This is a genomic window from Serratia sp. NA_13, from assembly GCF_052691735.1.
The window spans coordinates 53,109-73,113 of record NZ_JBQZFV010000009.1 but is presented as its reverse complement, the minus strand read 5'-3'; the positions used below and the strand labels follow the sequence as shown (position 1 = coordinate 73,113).

12 protein-coding genes, 1 tRNA gene and 1 pseudogene are annotated in these 20,005 nt (G+C 48.5%); 2 read left to right on the top strand and 12 right to left on the bottom strand.

Annotated elements, in window-relative coordinates; all coding sequences use genetic code 11:
• The first annotated feature begins 662 nt into the window (after positions 1-662).
• Positions 663-738, top strand: a tRNA-Phe gene (locus ACUTSU_RS13990).
• A gap of 209 nt (positions 739-947) precedes the next feature.
• A pseudogene (locus ACUTSU_RS13985) lies at positions 948-1,172 on the top strand (transposase); the annotation flags it as partial.
• A gap of 635 nt (positions 1,173-1,807) precedes the next feature.
• Here ACUTSU_RS13985 and ACUTSU_RS13980 read toward each other — a convergent pair.
• The 12 genes from ACUTSU_RS13980 to tssK form a co-directional block, all read right to left on the bottom strand.
• Positions 1,808-2,590, bottom strand: a complete 783-nt coding sequence (locus tag ACUTSU_RS13980) for a hypothetical protein (RefSeq protein ID WP_445651747.1) — start codon at positions 2,588-2,590, stop codon at positions 1,808-1,810.
• Between the two features lie 635 nt (positions 2,591-3,225).
• A complete protein-coding gene (locus tag ACUTSU_RS13975) occupies positions 3,226-6,093 on the bottom strand; it encodes an autotransporter outer membrane beta-barrel domain-containing protein (RefSeq protein ID WP_445654296.1) in 2,868 nt (955 codons plus the stop codon).
• 27 nt (positions 6,094-6,120) lie between these two features.
• The gene (locus ACUTSU_RS13970) at positions 6,121-6,729 is read right to left on the bottom strand and encodes a helix-turn-helix transcriptional regulator (protein ID WP_445651745.1); all 609 of its coding nucleotides are present in this window, start codon (positions 6,727-6,729) and stop codon (positions 6,121-6,123) included.
• Positions 6,730-7,569: 840 nt separating this feature from the next.
• The gene (locus ACUTSU_RS13965) at positions 7,570-8,073 is read right to left on the bottom strand and encodes a type VI secretion system baseplate subunit TssE (protein ID WP_445651744.1); all 504 of its coding nucleotides are present in this window, start codon (positions 8,071-8,073) and stop codon (positions 7,570-7,572) included.
• Complete coding sequence (locus tag ACUTSU_RS13960) at positions 8,060-8,857, bottom strand: type VI secretion system accessory protein TagJ (protein WP_445651743.1); 798 nt, start codon at positions 8,855-8,857, stop codon at positions 8,060-8,062. The genes ACUTSU_RS13965 and ACUTSU_RS13960 overlap by 14 nt, the downstream gene beginning before the upstream one ends.
• A 17-nt stretch (positions 8,858-8,874) precedes the next feature.
• Entirely contained in the window at positions 8,875-9,708 is an 834-nt protein-coding gene (locus tag ACUTSU_RS13955) for a TagK domain-containing protein (protein WP_445651742.1), read from the bottom strand.
• 4 nt (positions 9,709-9,712) lie between these two features.
• Positions 9,713-9,976, bottom strand: a complete 264-nt coding sequence (locus ACUTSU_RS13950; RefSeq protein WP_445651741.1) for a PAAR domain-containing protein — start codon at positions 9,974-9,976, stop codon at positions 9,713-9,715.
• A 68-nt stretch (positions 9,977-10,044) separates the two neighbouring features.
• Positions 10,045-12,702 (bottom strand): type VI secretion system Vgr family protein, encoded by a 2,658-nt coding sequence (locus ACUTSU_RS13945; RefSeq protein WP_445654295.1) that lies wholly within the window; start codon positions 12,700-12,702, stop codon positions 10,045-10,047.
• Between the two features lie 27 nt (positions 12,703-12,729).
• The gene (locus ACUTSU_RS13940) at positions 12,730-13,422 is read right to left on the bottom strand and encodes a T6SS protein Cts1T (RefSeq protein ID WP_445651739.1); all 693 of its coding nucleotides are present in this window, start codon (positions 13,420-13,422) and stop codon (positions 12,730-12,732) included.
• A gap of 30 nt (positions 13,423-13,452) precedes the next feature.
• The gene (tssM, locus tag ACUTSU_RS13935; protein ID WP_445651738.1) at positions 13,453-17,280 is read right to left on the bottom strand and encodes a type VI secretion system membrane subunit TssM; all 3,828 of its coding nucleotides are present in this window, start codon (positions 17,278-17,280) and stop codon (positions 13,453-13,455) included.
• An 11-nt stretch (positions 17,281-17,291) separates the two neighbouring features.
• On the bottom strand, positions 17,292-18,659 hold the full coding sequence (gene tssL, locus ACUTSU_RS13930) for a type VI secretion system protein TssL, long form (protein WP_445651737.1): 1,368 nt from the start codon (positions 18,657-18,659) through the stop codon (positions 17,292-17,294).
• The gene (gene tssK, locus ACUTSU_RS13925) at positions 18,659-20,005 is read right to left on the bottom strand and encodes a type VI secretion system baseplate subunit TssK (protein WP_445651736.1); all 1,347 of its coding nucleotides are present in this window, start codon (positions 20,003-20,005) and stop codon (positions 18,659-18,661) included. Before tssK ends, tssL begins: the two co-directional genes overlap by 1 nt.

Here is a 20,005-nt window from a genome sequence, read left to right as displayed (position 1 = left end):
AGGCACGATGATGAGATAACAAAGGTTATCTCGGCAAATTGATGTCCGGCGTGAGCGCATAAAGCGCAAGCGTGACCGGCTGACTCTCTTAAGATTATCAGGTAACTATCGGGGACTGGTATCGGCAGCGTCCGATAGACATCAGTAAAAGCAGAGCCGCAGCTCTATTTTTAACAATGCCTAACAGCGAGCATCCGTTAGCCTTACCGCATGGCAAGCTGGACGTTTTTGACCGATTGCGTTCGGGAAAGGTAACGACGGAATGGCGGCATCCTCAGATGTCTGGTACGCAGTGACGCTTGAGTAACAAAACCAGTCATGACTGCAACCTCTGACTTAAATGAGCGGGAGCGCCGTTAGGGGACGTAGAGTGCTAAAATTTGCGCAATGATTGCATGTTTTTTTATGAGGTTCAAGTGACAATGATGCTGATTTAATTACGAGGAGATAAAGCGTAACGCATTGTTAATTAAAAAATAAAAATAAAAAACAGAAAAATCAAAATGGTATAAATAGACGATTTTTTTGCATATCTATTACCAAACAACGCCACTGACTCTCACCTGCCCCAGTTTCCATTGCATGAAAATAGAGCAACCGATCGGCTTTGTGACAGAAAGCGATTGACGATTTCCGGCCAATAGGGTTAAATGCGCCCCGTTGCCCGGATAGCTCAGTCGGTAGAGCAGGGGATTGAAAATCCCCGTGTCCTTGGTTCGATTCCGAGTCCGGGCACCAAATTCATATCAACGGACCTCCACGGAGGTCCGTTTTTGCATTCTAAGCCCGCCAAAATCAACACTTCTACAATCCCTTAGCGCCACCCAACGCAATCAACTTCAACCCGCATCAGGTCCCTTGCGAGGGTACAACTAAGTGTAGTTGATCAGTCATTCAGGACACCTCGGAATCCTGTTAATGTTAAAACAGTGAAAATGAGGTGATGCATGATCAAAACTCGTCGGACTAAACGCACCTTTTCCCCTGAGTTCAAGCTCGAAGCTATCGAACAGGTTATTAAATATCAGCGAGATGTACGGGAAGTCGCGCAGGCACTCGAACTCAATCCTGAGCATCTGCGTAAATGGATACGGCTGTATAAGCAGGAACTTCAGGGGATTGAGCCAGCTGGTAATGCTATCACACCTGAACAACGCGAAATTCAGCATGTAGTGATGTGATGGATGCCCCTCCCTAAGGTTGTCAGTGCCATACTTTTACTGACTGCATTAATCCGGGAGTTGGACTGACCCCCCCCCGGTAGACGACACTGCCCTCTAGTTCGCCGAGAATAGTTTTGACAAACGAACTCCGTCCTATGATGACAGTATCCACATAGTCAGCCTCAGAGCCGCCCCCCAGAACATCGCACAAAGCAACAGGGTGCCGATCCAGATACTCCTACAACTGAGCCACCAATCCTGGCTCAACCATCGAGCATTCAATGTACTCCAGCATCGACAGACACGAACCCATATCATTCTTCTCCTCCTGAGATATGTCATCTTGCATAATTGGCGTAAACCAAATGCTCAGTAAATCCGGCAATAGCCTCATTTTCACGCCGACAAATTTAACAAACCCTGCCCCGAAACCGACAACCATTTGCCCACTTCTCTTGTAGGCCAAAACACAAGGACGCCATATACGCCTGCACTTAAGCAGACCCACGCTCTCCGTGCCTTCATCTGTTTGCTCTTGAAGAGAATTGGTCGGAAAAAATACGGCACGGTACCGATTTCATCAGAGTATGTTTGATTCAGGGAGTCGCACTTTACGTCTCTCGCTCCGGGTTCTGAAAAAGGCTCTATGGTTTTTCATCGTCCCTTCTCGCCGAATCAGTAATAAAAGAGCGGGACATCGGCGCAAACCACCGCAACAACGCCAACACGTTCTTGGCTCCGAGCTTAAATAGAGCGCCGGACCTATGGTTATAAATTGTTTTCGTACTGACACAGTGAACGTGCGCTTGTGCGCGAACGGATATTTCACGCAACGTTTGCGCCAACACTCGTAGTTCGCCTCGGGTAAATACCCGTGTGGGTTTACCAGGCGATATTTCGTTAAACCCTTCTTCCGTCGAGGACATAATGAGCTGACATAATTTCGCTGGTGCCTGCCGGGCATCCACGACGCGTACTGCGCTGCTTGGCCCCACACTTCGAAGAATGCGACGAACAACCTCGGGTTCAATATGCGATAACACCACGATGCGTGGGTAACTCGCCACGGTAACCTCCCCCAATTCCAGCAACAAAGCCAACGCGGCCTGAGGCGCCATCGGCAAGCGTACAACCAGAAGAGCCTGTGCCAGTTCTCCCCTTTTGCGATAGCTTGTCATTATGTATGGGGAAATGCTCGACAGCAGTCTCGTCAACGAGTCGACGGCCATGACACTCCGGTTGCCTGAGTTTGAAAAATACTGCTGCAGTGCCGCCAGCAACCCAATTCGCCCGTAACAACAGTCATCGACAAGGGTCACCTGCCAGCACATTTTGGCGAGATGCGTACCAGCCGGCGTATCAAAGTGCTCCGCCGCATCCGTCGGCAAACCAACCCCCCTGCTCGTCTGCGGATAAAATGTATTCATGCAACCTCCTGTCCATTACAATGAGCGGCCCCTCCTGAGATAACAATGTTCGCCACCCAGACACGCAACAAGCAGGAAAAACCGAGAGTGGCCTGTCAACACTCCATGCCCCGAATAACACACCTCTATCCCATCTCCCGCGCCTGTCACCCATACCGCACGCTTGTTCGTTGGCCGTCATGGGTAGCACTTTTTTACCGCTTTTTGGGAAATAATATGAACAACGTCATTAACAATGACCTGCCATTGCCTCCCATTATTTTCAATGGGGATTTTAAAATAAAAAAATTTTCACGGCTGACATTATTAAATCAAACTTAAATTTTAAGAATACATTCCGAGCTTGATTCTTAAAAACGTTAATTTCCAAACATATTATTAACTTCATTAATCCCATTGAAACAGTAATAAACCAACACCCCGCCACGCACATTTTCTATTACAGCACTACGTTGTTATTAAAAAATCCAATCGAAAATTTACGACCATAATTTTACAATGGTATTATTTCAGCTTTACATTATTTTCTTGCCATATCGAATGGATAATTGAGCACGCAAGAAATTTGCCATTTTGTAATGCCATAAGATGCTATAAATATCAGGCAGGGCGCAGCCTGCCTGACAAAAACTCGTTTAAAAGTTGTACTTCACCCCAACCATCGCGGCACTGTCGTTATAACCTGCATCCCCCATCTGCACACCAACGTTACCCCAAAGATTCAGGCGCGGGTTAATTTGCCCTTCAAGCCCAACTTTAGCTTCGGCGAGATTGCCTGCCCCGTTTTGGCTAACGGTATTGTCATCCATTTTGGTCGCAAAATCGCGCGTATTGTGCAACCAGTTCAGTTCTAAATAAGGTTGGAATTGACGCTCCTTGCCGTTATCACGTGCATGGTGACCTTTAAGGTAAGTTTTAATGCCAAGCCGAGTCATGATGTTCCCATCCCCCTCGCCGCTGACCTGAGTTCCGTTGGCTTCCTGATGGCTATCCGCCCTTACGCCCATCCATACTAACTGGGCCTGTGGCTGAACAAACCACTGATTAAGCGTGCCCTGACTACCCAGGAATTGCCCAAGTTTCCATGTATAACCTCCTTCCAGCGAAGCGGTAATCCCATGAGATTTATATCTTTCAGTCGTCAACTTATCGCCGCTCACTTCGTTATTGAACCAGCTGTACTGTAGCCAGCCATCCAAATAGGCACCGGTACGATTTTCATTGTTGGCATACCAGGTGGCATAACTCCCTATGCTGTAACCATCCACTGAGCCTTTCGATCTGTAACTGCTGACCTGATTCCGGGAAGTGCTGTGGTTGTTGCCATAACCCGCCATAAGGCCAACGTGCCCGCGATTCAGCCCATCAGTGCTCCAACGACTTACATCGCCGCCAATCTGAACCATATACCGGTTACTTTGGGTTTTCATCTGCCCACTACCATCACGCCAGGCATTATGCCCGCCGACCTGACGCAGCCACAGGCTGGTCACCTCCTGTTGGCCAGTCAGCGCATCGATATACTGGGTTTCCCCCAGACGATCGTGCAGAGTCATCATAAACAGGTTATTAGCCGCGGCCAGGTTAGCCGTGTAGCTTCCTCCTTCCGGGCGAATGACTGAAGCTGTTTCCGGTTGCGGATCTGGTGTTGGCTCGGGATTGATCACGTTACTGCTCAGATACCAACTTTCTCCTTTTTTGACGAGATCGTAATCATAAGCGCCGGCAACGATACGATCCATTTTGACAAAACGTCCCCAAGAAGTACCGCCGACATCAACGATTTTTATTCCCTCAACAGTCTGTGCACCTTGGCCGCCAAGATTATTGATGAAAACGTTAGTGGTTCCCTGCTGCACATCTCCGCCGACAATCAGTTTATTCGTCGACGAATCGTCGCTTCCCAGCACACTGTTCATTATCAGCGTCCCGCCGTCGCCGGTATAATTTCCCGTCACTGTCAAAGTGTCGAATTTGTTAGGCGCGGAAAAGACAACGGTACCGTTATTACTGAGTTGCCCAACGACAGAATTGCTTGTCATATTCCAGTTACTGCTACTATCCAGCGCCAATGAGGTGGCGTTATTTACCGCGCCATTCAGTACGGAACCTGAGGTAAGATTAATTACGGCGGTATTTCCCGGATCCGACACCACAATATCGCCATTTAACTTACTGTTTGTCGCATTGAAAACTACGTTACTGTATATGTTATTTGTCGGATTAAGAGCATCTTCATAGTTGCTGACGGTCATAAGCTGACCATTTCCGCCGCTAAGAACGGTATCTTTCACCTCCAGCGCAAAATCGGTCGTCTCGACAGCTATCGCCTGCGCCAGCTCGCTTTTAAGCGTCACATTATCGAGTGATACTTTATTGCTGAGCGGAGAGGTTGAGGAGTAGCCATTGACATATAGTCCATATGCCTCCTCACCTGAAGTGGTAATATGGCTGTCGCTAATGTTCAGCGACCCCGCGCGACTCCACAGCCCAAACCCCTCCTTACCGGAGGTATCGATCAGCACCTTGCTTGCGGTTATTTGCGATCCAGGGTAGGCTGATAAACCCGGCGCAAGCTCGCCATGTGTAACAATGTTGCTGTCAGTCAGGCTTCCCACACCGCCAAGCGCCGTGAAAAAGCCCGCGCTTCTTGCTCCTGAGGTAGTAATAGACAGGCCATCACCCCGCGCCTGATTTTCGGTATATATGCCGTAGGCATTGTCTCCCTGCGTTTCGAGAGTACTGTTTGTGAGCTCGGCAGTCCCTTTTTGCGCATTTACTGCGATAGCTCTCTCACCGACAGTAGTGATATTTGCTTTATTCATCAATAACGAAGAGCCCTTTGAGGCGATCCACACTGCATCACTGTAAGCCCCCTGAGTGGTAAACTGCCCTCCCTCAACATTAATGCCTGCAGCCATATTGGCATTCAATGCATAGCTCTGGTTACCCGTAGTACTGACGGCAACATTATCCAGCGCCAATCTCCCCGCCATCACCCTGATGGCATCCCCTCCAGCGGTTGCAATAATACTGTCGGTAATGTGAGCGTTTGCGATGCCCTGAGGCGTGGACCAACTACCATCCAAGGCCAGCCCCAGCGCATTATTTTGAGCCTGAATATCTATCTTGCTCAACACAGCTTCACCGTTGTTCGCCAGGTAAATCCCGGTGCCGGAACTCCCACTAACGTTAATTTGTAAATCTCGTCCGATAAATTTACTGTCGTTGTTCCAGACCCCAACGCCGCGAATCCCTGAGCTATTCAACTGTAGCCGGGTACCTGTAAAATTAGCGCCATTTTTCGCCTGAATAATGAAGGCTCCATTAGTACCGTTTTCAAGCGTCAGATCATTCAGAGAACGTACTGTACCATCAGCAATAATAGTGTCGTTGTTGGCCGCCCGCACATAAGAACAGGGTGAAACCAATACGGGTGAAATATACAGCGAGCTGAATAATAACAAGCCAAAATTCCATTTGTTATTGGTATTATAATGCATCGTCAACTCCTTTTTCCAATTTAGTAATTATAAGCACAAGGTATTTCGTTCACCACATCCACACTTCGCAATAAACGAAGCATATCTATAGAATTCAGCTTGATTTTCCGCGCCCATTTTTCGAAAGGCGCTTCTATAATGGGTACGTATCGTTTTGCGCGAACGATTAAGTATTCTTGATATTTCAGCACTGTTATATCCCTGTCCTATAAATATCATTACGTCATTTTCGGTATCAGAAAGTTGAGCGTACTTTTTCAACCCAAACTTCCAATAAACCTCTTCCTTATTGATAAAATCATTATAATCAGCATGGGCTATCTCAAGTATCTTGCATATTTTCATTGAGATATCATTTAGAGTTTTACTTTTTGGCAAGAAAGGGACATGAATGGTTATTTTCTCTGACCTTTTACATACAGCCTCATTGTGATTAGTATGATTTTTATTAAAAACATTGATCGTTACCAGTTCATCATGGAAGATAACGTTAGCGATATCCTTATTATTCTCCTGCGATGGCAATAAGAAAAGGACCTCATCTAATAAACGATAGCCTGGGAGATATTTTAATATTAAAAGACTCAGTCCCGAAGTTTGGTAAAAATTATAATCCATTAATAATATCTTTAACATGCTCCACCCCCATGTGTTATGTTCTCCATTCGATATGTAACGATCAGCTACATCCGCCTCCCTGTAGCATCCGGTTACACGCGGGCATGGCAGACCGCAACATAAGACCAGATACGTTCCGATAACACTTTTCGGTCATAAAACACACTTAGGGCAAGCTCGATACAGCGGCAGTTTTTTTTCACTAATGCGCCCTGTTTTCTCCGCATTATTATTACTTTCTAACGGTATTAATTTTCAGAAAAAATTAATACCGCCGATTTCTTAACAATTCATTGTGACTTTTTAGTTGCCTGGTATTCTGCTCCGGCACCAGAATACGGCCTTGCTCAGACGTGATGACGCTGCCTGATTAGTTCGCCTGGTGTGAAGTAGGATAAGCCAACTTCCCATACTGTCTACCGCGCCTTAAAAGCATGTTCTCATTGAGATGGAAGCTCAACACAGTCCTACTTAGACATCCTTATTATTACTATTTTTAATTACGCCCCCTTATTTGAGATGGCAAATTTATTTTAATTTACTATGATAATAGAATCACAATATTTATTAACCTATCTCCTCCTATGAGATTTTCCTCATTCTATATCCAACCCCCATAACGATCAAATATATTTAAATTCCATTAAAACCAGAATAACATATCGTTAATAATTAAAATTTAGAACAAAAAACCAACATCATTAAGCCACATAGTTAATAAGACAATAATCACTGGGATTTTTCTATACTTTATAACTAATGAATTTTAGAACATTCTGAATTTAGGAAAAACGGCTAGGAAAATAGCCCAGCCAAATATCCCAACCTGGTGAAGATATTAAAAGGGCTTTAAGAGGGCTATAGCAACTTTAAATCTACTTTTTCCGACTCAAAGTCATAACGGCCACTCATGCATAAATCAACCGGATGGGGTTTCCAGTAAATCAATCCCCTAATTTCGAATAGAATGACAGCATGTCTAGGTAAAGTATCCTTTTCCTGCAATGAGCGCACGAGTAGCGTTTCAGGGATAATACGTGGCTCAAAACGTAGTATTGTGTTACGAATTATTTTTTCTGTAAAATTCCAGTTTGAGTGATTTTCCTGAATACCAATCAGCGCAGGAACACCATAATTAAGCACAGACTCTATTATGTTTTTATGTCGTTCTTTATCCAGGGTATCTTCGATATTGGTATGATTAATAAGATCGACAATATCCTTCTGAACCAAACTGCGAATCCTTTTTATATCAATAGGTTTTTCACGGTCATCAGGAATTTTAGGGGTATAGTCCAGTAAACGTTCCAACAAGGTCGGAAGATATTGTCGATTCTTTTCAAAAAAATTATCCGAATGCAATGTCGCCAACTTCCATAATTGATTGTTCACTGAGGTTAGTAGTCAGAACCTTGCGCCCACTGCCGGTGAAGAGAATATCGGACAACGTCGCCCATTCAGTTTTTAACCCCAGCTTACAATCTTGTGAATCACTTTGATTAACAGGGTAACGCGCCGGAATAAACCCATAATAAATTTCCCCATCGACTTTAATGGTCGAAGGTACCCACAGGAGATCGAGTAAATCTACAGGCTTTGAGACGCTCAACTGCTGTAGAGAAGCAAAAGGCAACCAGCGATATCCCCCGGCACAAATAAACTCGCAAACCGGTCCAAGGCGGCTGTCGCTATCCGCGATCCAAGAAAATTCTCCCAATGTATCGCTTTTTCCGACACTTTCCGGCGCAAGTTCAAATGCTTCCTGGCGAGATACCCTCGCCTGTTCTGCTTTCCCCGTATAGTGTTCCACATTTGCTTGCTGTAATTTCTCCATCCATTGCAGAGTATCCCCTTGCAAAGTGGCCGCCTGACGCTCTCCGGTTAATACCTGCATACGCTGCATTTCACTGAACACCAAATTCTTATACAGCTCGATCCGCTTTTGTGCGCCTTCATCCAGTAGCATCAACGTCTGAAGCTGCAACAATGCCTTATCCCACAGTCCTTGAATGCAATATAATTTAAACAGTACTTCCCTCGCTTTTAGGTCCTGCGGGTGCTCTTTTACCTGAGCCAGTACCTGTGCAAAAATTTCATCCAGCGAGGAGATTTTTAATGCCTGGGTGAGAAAAGTTAAATCCTGCATAATGATATCTCCTTTGATTAGTAATAAGAATCCAAACCAACTTTGTAAAAGTCCTGAAATACCAGTTCAGGAACTTTATATTTTCCTTTGGCGACGATATGTTCGGGAGAAAGGGCTTTGAGAAGCTCCACTTTATCTTCTTCATTGAAGATATCATCCGAATACTCCCCCACCTCAAGTTCAGGCCATACTTTTTCCATCAAAAAATCCTTTGCGACAATGCATTCGGTTAAGGTTTTTTCTTTAATTTTCTCCCTGATACTGTCAAAACGGTGATCCGTTTTGATTATATGCTCAGAATGATCGCTGCTCCCATCGTAACGCCCACCATCCAACTCCCTCCAGATAAGGAAACGTTTATATTCCACCTCCAATGTCTTTAGAACATCATTTCCTTTGTCCTGGGCCAGTACCACGTCGTCGAAATAACGCAGATCATTAATATAATTCCCCCCATTGGGGAGAATGTCCTCAACTTCAGGGATCTTGTTTGCCGCCAGCCATGCGCCATTCGGATAAATAAGCTCATAGAACCCCGCCTCATCCACTTCGTCAGAGCCAGTCGTCGTTACCAACTTAAAATGGCCAACCTGTATTTTACTTTTATCTCTTAGCGGGTGAACGCTTCCATACTGAAGTTCAAGGCCATCGAGTCGACAAACGTGGTTGGCGCATAAATTCAGCATCACAGGCCGGACCATATCCCAGTAAAAAGCAACAGTATCCTGTTCCCGATCTTGACTATGAAACCTCCCACTGGAGACATCTAAAAAAATAGCATTATCCACTGTGAAATCACCTGACAATGCAACAGAGTGGCACGATGACGGCCACTCAAATTGAATGTTCATGTCGTCAGCCGCCTATGTATACATCACAAGACCCCGTGACCACGATAGCTCCGCACCCCGTCACATCACCAAGCCGCGCTGCCGAAAAACCATTAATGAAAACCGAGCAAGACCCCGTCACAACAGGAGCAGCGCAGTGGAATGCACAAAGCGCAACACTTGCGCAGACCATTGCCGCAGGCTGACAATTAATATAGACATCCCCGGAACCAGAACATATTACACCGCCGTGGGCGGTAACATCTCCGACTCGTCCTGCATTTTGCATAAACTCCCTCCTTGATAAAACACTAAGAACGACAGCGGATGCACTCCGCCGTCTGTATAAATGAACCGTTAACGCACAGTGGCTGTGGCACTGCCAGTCTGCGTTTGTGTTTGCGTCTGCGTTTGCGTCTGCGTTTGTGTCTGCGTTTGTGTCGGTGTCGGTGTCGGTTTCGGTTCTTCTGTTTCCGTCTGCGTTTGTGTCTGCGTTTGTGTCTGCGTTTGTGTCTGCGTTTGTGTCGGTGTCGGTTTCGGTTCTTCTGTTTCCGTCTGCGTCTGCGTCTGCGTCTGCGTTTGCGTTTGCGTTTGCGTTTGCGTCTGCGTCTGCGTTTGCGTTTGCGTCTGCGTCTGCGTCTGCGTTTGCGTTTGCGTTTGTGTCGGTGTCGGTGTCGGTTCTTCTGTTTCCGTCTGCGTTTGTGTCTGTGTCGGTTTCGGTTCTTCTGTTTCCGTTTCCGTCTGCGTTTGTGTCTGCGTCTGTGTCTGTGTCTGTGTCTGTGTTTGCGTCGGCGATGGTGTCTGCGTTTGTGGCGGTGTCGACGTTTGTGGCGGTGTCGACGTTTGTGGCGGCTTCGGATTCGGCTTCGGCTTCAGAACAAGTAATGGTGGCAAAGGAAGCACCACGCCGAAGAGCGAGCAAATCGGCGGTAATCCCGGCAACCCAATCAACCCGAAGCATGCAAAAAGGCCACCGCCACAACCGCAATGGTGGCCACAACAATCACCGGGATTGATATCGACCTCCCCTCCCTGAATAACGACTTTGCTGGAACCAATAATTTTGATTTTATGGGCCGCGATGATCAACTCACCCCCTGCAGTGAGAGTCATTATCCCACCCGCTATCATGGTGCTCAGCCCTCCAACCGCAAGTGAGTGACAGCCTCCAACATTGACTTGATGAACGCCACCAACAGAAAGAGAGTGATATCCCCCGACTGCAGTTGTAAACGCTCCTCCTACATTGATCCCTTTAGCTCCAGCAACGTTGTCGCTCTGGCACCCACCGACTTGAATGGCCAGAGCCCCTCCGACTAACGAACTGCTGCTCCCAATCACATCAGACATATAGTTCGCGCCGACAAACAGATTTCTTGATACCCCCACATTGACATTAGAACTCAGACCAATAGTCTGAACCTCATTTTTTTTAGTCAAGCGGTTCATATTACGTTCGGCTTGTTCCCAGTACTGCTCACGACCTGGTTTATCCTCAAAACGAATGCCATTAAAATTGCTGCGGCCACCACCGACGGTGCGGCTAATAAACCCACTCTGGGTCGCATTAGCGGGTAAATCCCAAGGCGGCCTCGTGACGTTGTTGTAAAGGCTGCCAGTAATCAGAGGCCTATCCGGATCGCCATTGATAAAATCGACGATAACTTCATGCCCAATACGCGGAATGTAAATCCCGCCAAAATTATTGCCTGCCCAGGCCTGACTAACACGTAGCCAACAGGAATCAGACTCACGGTTTTGGCCATAACGATCCCAGAGAAAACGCACTTTTACCCGACCATATTCATCCGTCCATATCTCCTCGCCCGGGGGCCCTACGACAATGGCCGTTTGTGGCCCACTGGTTTTAGGTCTGTCCACGGTCATCGGATGACGGTAAATTTTAGTGGTTGGCTGAACGGTAAAATCGCAGCTGTAGCGGAATTCGTCCTTCGAGGCTAACTGGTCTATTTCCTCAATCAACAGGTGGCTGCGCAGTACCATGTATTCACGATTCGCTTTTTCGACGGGATAATTCGTCAATTCGAAATCGCAACCGCAGGCAATGCCGCGCAATTCGCCGGAACCTTCGCAACGCGAACCTAAAGCTCCCCGTTCTTCCATACGAACGCGCGCCAGCTGCTCGCCGATATCCGGCTGTTCATAATCGCCGGGCCAGTGGAAGATCTCCATCTGGTTAAAGCTGGTCTTACGCGGCTTGCTATCCAGTGCCATAATATCCGCGCGCGACTTGGTAAAATCATAGTCATTGGTAACCCATTTCCCGGAGGTAATCGTTTCCTGGAAATGAAACTGGTTGATATATTCCTGATCCATCTTAGGAAGATCGGGAGCATACTGAATAACGTGGTAGGCCCCGCTAGGGAAGCGCTTATGCGCGCCGACGTTATCAACTAAAATCAGTTTATGATTCCTTCCGCTATGCTCGAAAAACCAGTAAATACCCCACTCTTCCATCAGGCGTTCAATAAATTCGAAATCTGTTTCCCCATATTGAACCTGAAAATCGAGCTGAGGGTAGTTCCCCGCCAAACGCTTTTCAACGGGGAAATTATAATCACTCAGCACTTCTTCAATAATATTCACTACCGTTTTCTGTTGGAATATTTTGAAATCTGCGGTTAATTCCGCGAGATGAAGCCAGGGCCGAATTATCAGCTCATAAAGTGCCTGATTGCCATCACGCCCCACATAGCGAGCTTTCTGTACTATGCCAGAAATTTCGCGTACGTCTTTGCCAATACCGATAATCTCGCCCAACCCGTTGCCATCGAGTTCAATTTCAACGGTCATTTCTTTGCCGATCAACGATTTCAGATCGACATTCGACGCCGCCTGCCATGGAATAAGCGGATTAGCGGGCGTTTTAGCGGTAATCGCATAGGAATAGAGTGAAGAAAGCGACTCTTCACCCTCCAGCTTTGAGATTACCAACGCCGGTTCTCCAAGCAAAAACGGCATCGCCGAGCTGCTTAATTTTATAGTACGTGGCATATGATCACCTACTGCGTTGTGAATATCTTAAAATGATGCGTTAGGCGGTTTAGCCTCAGCGCTTCGTAACGAAATTCTCTGCGAATCTAATATGTTCCCGTGCCGGCTTTGCCGCCAAATCCAGATGCTCTCCTCCTGCTGAATACAGTCGGGCCAGTTTTTCCACGGCATCACCTCAACACCATCAATACTCCGAATGTGATAGTCTTCCTGAGTCCCCTCCCTGAGTAACACCTGCGAATGATTTTTAAAGCGCCAGGCAGGTGTCAAAACAAAGGATTCCCAGAAAGGGGAATACGATCGTTTTAACGATTTGACCCATTGCCACAGCGGCCGCCAGTTATTTTCGGCAAAATCACTTTTCTGCACGTTATTTAAAATCCTTGCTGCCCAGAACGTCAGCGGAAAATCAGTGTGCATATTTTTCTGCAACCACCGATAAGACACCACGCTATGCACGACAACAAGTGACGTTTTTCCCTGCTCACCACGAAGCACCATAAATGCACCGACGTAGTGATATTTCCCCCGCCGTGCGGTGGAGGAAATAACAAAACACCACGGATAACTCTCCGATAAATACCCCTCCAGCATTGAGGAACCTATGTTTGGCAGAATCTGCTGGGTAATAATGGAGCGTATTTCCCGCTGCCGTTTACCCAACCGGTGAAATGGACCCACGCGCGATTCATCAACAAGTAAATACAGACGTAGCGACATAGTTCCCTCTAACGTATGGTTGCCACTTTTTTAATAACCGCCGGGACAACGAAAATCCTTCAGTAAATCCACGACAAGCCTGCCTTTATAAGTCAACCCGGAAACTTCAATATTCACTCGACGTGAATCCAGCTCGTAAACCAAGACAGTTTCACCCGAATCGTTTTTGACAACATCACTGGCCCCCTCCAACCAGCGGAATAATGACCATGGGCCACTAAACGCCAGTGATGAGGCACCTAACGCGGCGCGTGGGGTAACATTAAGCATAATTCTCGATGCCCTGCGCGATGCAGGCCAGATTATCGGTACGGGCGACACCGGCCAATGGGCATAATTCACCTGCTTCCCGTCGAAATTCATATTCAGTTGAGTGATCGCCGGATCGAGATAAGGCACCGAAATCTCGAAAGCGAGCGACATTTTCCGCCCCCCGTCTTCCTGAAAAAAAGCATCGCGAATTTCTACCACGCGCTCGAAAACAGCCAGTATGTCCGCAGAATCTCCATCAGCATCGCCCTTGTAACGCCACGGATGAGTGGAGGTATCCACTTTGTCCGCCAGATTTTTCTTGAAGTATTCATCTGCCACTCCGCCCGCAGCAAAGAAACGTTCAAAGTCCGCCAGCTTCACCTCTCGCCGACTCTCAGCGAAAGGATAGCGCCCCGCAAGCGCAGAGCGGCACACCCTGCCAAGATTGTCTTCGATGCCTTCATTACTTATGGCGATGGCTTCACGGCTGGCCCGACGGTAGGCATCATTCAGCAGCGGGCTAATCAGGTTGCGCAACGGATCGGGCCAGGTTTGCGATTCCGCACTCATATTCAATGCCGTGTTGGAGAGCGCCATTGAGTTGCCGTTTTTCAGCGCATCGTCATAGATAACGAACAACGTATACTGCTCGCTGAGCGCCCCCATCAGCTTACTCAGCCCCGAGCCCCCCACAGCGGGGCGTTCGTCCGCTGTCGCCTCATTGCTGCCGGTGACAAACTCACGTAACGGCGCAAAATGATTATCTACCCGCTCTCTCAACAACTTATTTTCCACCGCAGCCCAGGCGAGATTCACTTTAGTTACCGCATTTAAAAGCTGCCCCTTATTACTGACGTTATCGAGCAGCGATTTCCCCTCCTTTCTCACTAACGTAGTTTCCACCACGGCACGACGTACCAGATTAGCAAGCGGAGAATCCGCCGAGCTTAGCGTTCGCAATATGTAAATATCCGCCGCCACGCCGGCAGTGCCGTAGTTCAGTTGCAGAACATCCGATTTAATGCGGATGTTGCTCAGAAAGTCCTGCCAATGCCGAGTGTATTCATCCAGATAGAGCGCCAGAATCTGCTGCTGTATCGGATTAACCAATACGCCATTGTCCGCAACTTTCATTTGGGGCCGTGGGGCGCTATCGCTCCCCTTTCCCATGACCCAAGCGTCCTCATGCTCCAGCCACATCAGGCCCGGATCCATTTTTTTTTTAAACAGGTCGTAATAGCCCGCACGGGTAAATAAGCCGGGAATGACCGTCTCGCCGCTTGCGTCCGCCAATGAAAAAAACTCGCCGCCTCGCGATTTTGCCATTTCGCCAAGCGTTAAATCGGCGGGTACATCCTGTGATAGCGAGTCTTTAATGCGTCCGTAAAGGCGGCTGGTCAGATCTTCGCGACCCAGCATCGCACGCGCATATTTCACCAAGCCATCATCCATCTTCTGGCCATAGCGTCGCCATTCGGGCGAAGCGAAGAGCTTGGTCAGATGAGAGACAAAAATGTGGCGCTCTTCGTAAGGCTCGAGCTTGCCACTTGTCTCCCACAGGCGGGTGATATTGTCAGTCATCGACTGACGTTCGAATTTTCCCTGACCAAACACTTGCAGATAAAGCTTCAACCGTGCATAAATCTGCTCTGAATGACCTTTATCAATCGCCTCTTGCAGTGCCAGGGTAACCTGCTGCTCAATCTGCGGCAGCAGCAGTCGATGAAGGAAGAATTGGTACAGCGAGTCCGAAGCATTCATCACATCCGTACCGGTATATAAACCGTAGCGCCATTCCAACCCCGGGTTGAAAATATCCAACACGCCATACTCCGGCAAATATTGTGAAAGCGTCAACAAACGAGGAAGCAACTTGTCATTTGACGTTTTGACAAAACGATTAACTTCGGTGCGCAGCCCGTCGACTTTTGTCTCAACAGTGTTCAGATACTCAGTATTGTGACGGTAGCTGTTATAAAAGCCGTTCAGCAGGATAACGGCCATCAAAATACACACCGAATGCCCCAGAAAACGTTGCAGGCGATACTTCGATTCGTTAGCCAGATTATGACGTGCCAAATCAACATCTTTTACAATGACGTCACTGAACAGTTGCTTGAGAAAATACTGTCGCCCATAGGACACATCGTTGATGAGAAAATCACGCTCGCCAGGCTGCTCGGTCAAAGAGGCTGTTACCACCGGGGCTTTATTCTCGACGTAATTGGACCATTTGCGAATGATGCTTTGATTATTCAACAGGCTAAAATCAACCGGCTGATGGCTACTTGAGAAATAGATGCCACGCAACAGGGTAAAGCTCAGCGTTTCATCATAGCGGGATGCAAAAAAGATGTTGTGCACCACCTCGGCCACCATGCTGGAAAGCAGATGGAAATCCTGAGGCAGCGCGTACATTTTCTTGCGATCCCGATTGTCATATTCTTCCTGCTGACGCACGATCATATCCCGTTCGATACGCTCCTCAAGCAGAGAGAACTCTGCTTTTATCTGGTCGTGCAATTCCGATACGGAATCGGTTCTGGCATCGCCATACGGGAAAGTCACTCCCCAAACCTGCTCCCGCTCCTGCTCGGTCAGGATCCTGAAATATTCCGCAAAGCCGGGCAGTTGGTCCAGTTTAGTGACCAAGACATAAACCGGGAAACGCACGCCCAGCGTCTGACGTAAATCGTCTACTCTAGCTCTCAAACTGGCCGCCAACTCAAATAACTCCGCCTTGCTACGCCCCATGACATCGGCGGCGGAGAACGTGAGTACCGCGCCGTTCAGCGCTTTGACCGGACGATACTTTTTAAGCGCTTTGAGCATTGCGCGCCATTCGTTGAGGTACTTTTCCGGTTGGCTGACATATTTCCCGGCGGTATCGATATAAATGGCGTCATTGGCAAACCAGCATTCACAATTACGTGTCAACGGCGCAGATTTGCCTATCCGGTTAAGCTGTTCCGGCAACGGGAAGTTCTGCCCTGAGGCCAGGATAGCGGAGGTCTTCCCGGCATCTTCGGTGCCGAGCATCATGTACCAGGGCAAAATATCAAGCGGCTTACGTGCCAGAATCACGCGCTGGAAGAAGGAGAGGTTGCTGCGATTCTTATTAACGTAATCGACCGCATTACCGATAACGGAGGCAACTTCAGAGGTGTCATTTTCCTCCGCAGACACTTTATTACGGGCAAATTTATCGAGCAGCGTCGGATTATCTTTTAATGCCAACAACAGCAACCACAGGCCATACAACAGTGTAATCAGCAAGATAGCCGCAATAATCGCCAATCTGACGCTGACCGGTTCTACCGGGTATTTTTCCCCCACCAGCAGGAAGGGGCCCAGAACCCAGACCAGCACGCAAAGTACGGCGGCAACGACAATGAAAATAGGCCAGCGCAGCCAGAAACTCACCAGGCAAAACGCCGCCAGCAGGATGAAAATAACTCGCGACTCTACACTAAGCAGGGGACGTGATTCACCAAATCCGAAAAACGGCCCAAGGAACCAGATGGCGGCAACCAGTAGCGCGATGCAACACACAATCAGCAGCGTCTTCAGAAACCGCGCCGCGAAGACTCTATTAAAATAAGACATTGTCATTCTCGTTAATACGTGACAAAAAACTCTACGCGGCGATTCTTCGCGCGCCCCTGAGGAGTAGCATCGGAGGCCAGCGGCTTGTTATTCCCAACCCCTTCCACTTTCACCTTGCTTTCAGGCAACCCTGCAGCAATGAAATAACGAGCCACTTCCGCTGCACGTTTTTCCGACAGCACAATGTTATTAGGCAATCCCGGCCGATTAATGGGCGTTGAGTCTGTATGGCCAACAATAATGATATCCCCGTTGACGCGGCGCACTTCGTGCGCCACACGCTCGATGACCTTCACCATTTCAGGCTGAACTTTGGTCGAACCGGATAAAAACAGCGAATCCCCCTTCAGCACCACTTTGCTCTGCCTCTGCGTTTCATCAACGCTAAGTAACTGTTGCTGGATTTCGTTACGGAGCAAAACGGCCAATCTCAGACGCATTTTCACTGGCATCGTGGCCACCTTAATATTTTGCATAGCATAAATATTATTGGTAATGCGATCGCCGCGCACCGACAGCCAGTATTTGCACCAGATAAAGGCCGAAGCCACCAATACACCTGCACACAGCGCGGTCAGCCTTACAGGAATGATCGTCTTCTCCCGACGCGCCGGTCCCTGCGGCTGGAGCCCATGCGGCGACAACGCTGGCTGGGTAGTATTGCGAGTACTTTGGATCAGGGTCAGCAGACGTTGGCGGATTTTTGTCAGTTGGCGGTCGCCATCTTCAATAATGCTGTAGCGCCCTTCAAAGCCCAGCCCAAGAATGAGCAGCAGCACTTCGAGCACATCGGCAAATTCATTGGGATTCATGGAGAGACGGCCTATAAGCAGGAAGTATTTGTTCCCACCATCGTTGTCCCCCTCAAAGTGGTTCAACAAATTGCTCTGCGACCAGCCAGACTCGAGCCCCCACGGCGCGGTATGCGCCGCCTCGTCAAGCGCGGTGCAGAGGCAATAACGAACTATCGCCATCTTTTTCCAAGGAATATTCACTTCGTCGCAAACAATGCTGAACAGATTGACCTCGCTTTTGAGCGTATTCTTTAAGATCTCGACATGAGCGATGTCGGCAATCCGCTCCGGCATATCGCTAAGCGCACGTAGCAAAGGTTGAGCCGCCTCCAGTAGCGGATTCTCGGCCTTACTCACTTTCAGCATACGCTGCTGTACGCTTTCGCTTTTCACCACCCTTTCATTTCTGAGCCCTTTATCGTCAGCGCCGGATGCCGTATTCTGGCCGGATTGTGCTGTACCTGACTCCTGAATCCAGTCGCCCTGCTCATCAAGAAGGAACTTCCCCTGCGCTTGCGGAGAGCTTTCCTCATTGAGAACAGGCTCGGAAGAAGCCGCTGTTTGCTGGCTAATATCGTCTTTCATCAGCCCCTGATTCCCCAGAGATCCATTTTCAAGCCAGGAAACTCACCGGCAACGTGCAGCGCCAATGCGCCGGTAACCGAGATCCGCTCCCAGAAAGGTCCATTTTTAAGCAATTCGAAATAGACATAGCCTGTGCTGTAAGGAATTTGACGCGGCGGAACCGGCAAGCCTTGTAGTACCAACCCCGGCAAGTGCGAACGAACCAGCTCGTGCAACTGCTGCGGGGCGCTGATTTTGGCTTGCGCCTGGAACTGTTGCTGCAGAACATCCATTGGCAGTTGCGCGTGCACCGCCAGCACCAGGTGAGAGAACGAACGCAGTTCATTAGGCAGCATCGATGCCGACCAGACGCCGTTGCCCTTAGCGTGCAATTCGATGAGTTGGCCTGCCCGCACCAGAATCTGATTAAGCAAGTCATGCACATCGTCCACCAGCGGACGAATTGAAGGATAAAGCCTGGCATGGTCATACCCTGGCGCACTTTTCGGACGGCGAGTTTTGGTGCGAACAAAGGTCGAAAGCTCACCCGCCAATTTTGACAACTCTTCATACAGCACAATTGGCGGCAGCTCGGGGATATGACGCAGATGATCGAGGATCGGCTCATATTTGTTGAAAATTTGCAGCAGCAGGTAATCGACAATCTCCGCGCTGGCACTGGCTTTGCCATCCGAAGAGGACAGACGGTTCGCCAACATTTCGGCGCGCATTTTCACCAGGCCATTCAGGTGCGTCAGCCACTCACTAAGCAGGGGATTGGCCGCATAGCCGGTTACCGGCGGAATATAATCGTCCAGATGCAACAAAACGCTACCGTCCGGCTGAATGGCCTTCACCTTGGTCAATTCCAGACCTATCCACGATTCGGTCATTTCCGCTTGTGAAACCAGCTTTAACCTGAGCTTGGCAAGTTGCACCGGCTTTGGCCCCTGACGGATAGAATTGGTGTCGCAGAGTTCAGCTTCCTCCGCGCGAAAACGCGCCAGTGAACTGGCGTCATGTTGGCTAAAAATGGTTTCATCGCTGTTATCAAGGCGCAGCGGCACAGCCAGATAGAGGCTCTTGCCCAGATGCTCAGGCAAAATCGTTAGCGGTTCCGGCAGGTCCGCGTGATCGGGAATGTCGAAAGGCGTGCCATCCGGCAATACGCCGCGCGCGGAACGCAAGACCAGTTTCCCATAGCTCAGCGCCTCACGGTCGATTTCGTATTGCGAGAACCCCCAGAAGAAGGGACTCAGCGTCGAGGCGCGTTTATGAGCGTAATATTCAAAATAACGCTCTTGCTGTTGAAAAAGTTGCGGGCGCAAAAACAACCCTTCACTCCAGACGACTTTATTCGTTTTCAC

What these genes read in the sequence shown, in the direction of transcription:
- ACUTSU_RS13980 (WP_445651747.1), bottom strand. Translation starts at nt 2,590, where the DNA reads ATGAATACATTTTATCCGCAGACGAGCAGGGGGGTTGGTTTGCCGACG.
- ACUTSU_RS13975 (WP_445654296.1), bottom strand. Translation starts at nt 6,093, where the DNA reads ATGCATTATAATACCAATAACAAATGGAATTTTGGCTTGTTATTATTC.
- ACUTSU_RS13970 (WP_445651745.1), bottom strand. Translation starts at nt 6,729, where the DNA reads ATGTTAAAGATATTATTAATGGATTATAATTTTTACCAAACTTCGGGA.
- ACUTSU_RS13960 (WP_445651743.1), bottom strand. Translation starts at nt 8,857, where the DNA reads ATGCAGGATTTAACTTTTCTCACCCAGGCATTAAAAATCTCCTCGCTG.
- ACUTSU_RS13955 (WP_445651742.1), bottom strand. Translation starts at nt 9,708, where the DNA reads ATGAACATTCAATTTGAGTGGCCGTCATCGTGCCACTCTGTTGCATTG.
- ACUTSU_RS13950 (WP_445651741.1), bottom strand. Translation starts at nt 9,976, where the DNA reads ATGCAAAATGCAGGACGAGTCGGAGATGTTACCGCCCACGGCGGTGTA.
- ACUTSU_RS13945 (WP_445654295.1), bottom strand. Translation starts at nt 12,702, where the DNA reads ATGCCACGTACTATAAAATTAAGCAGCTCGGCGATGCCGTTTTTGCTT.
- ACUTSU_RS13940 (WP_445651739.1), bottom strand. Translation starts at nt 13,422, where the DNA reads ATGTCGCTACGTCTGTATTTACTTGTTGATGAATCGCGCGTGGGTCCA.
- tssM (WP_445651738.1), bottom strand. Translation starts at nt 17,280, where the DNA reads ATGTCTTATTTTAATAGAGTCTTCGCGGCGCGGTTTCTGAAGACGCTG.
- tssL (WP_445651737.1), bottom strand. Translation starts at nt 18,659, where the DNA reads ATGAAAGACGATATTAGCCAGCAAACAGCGGCTTCTTCCGAGCCTGTT.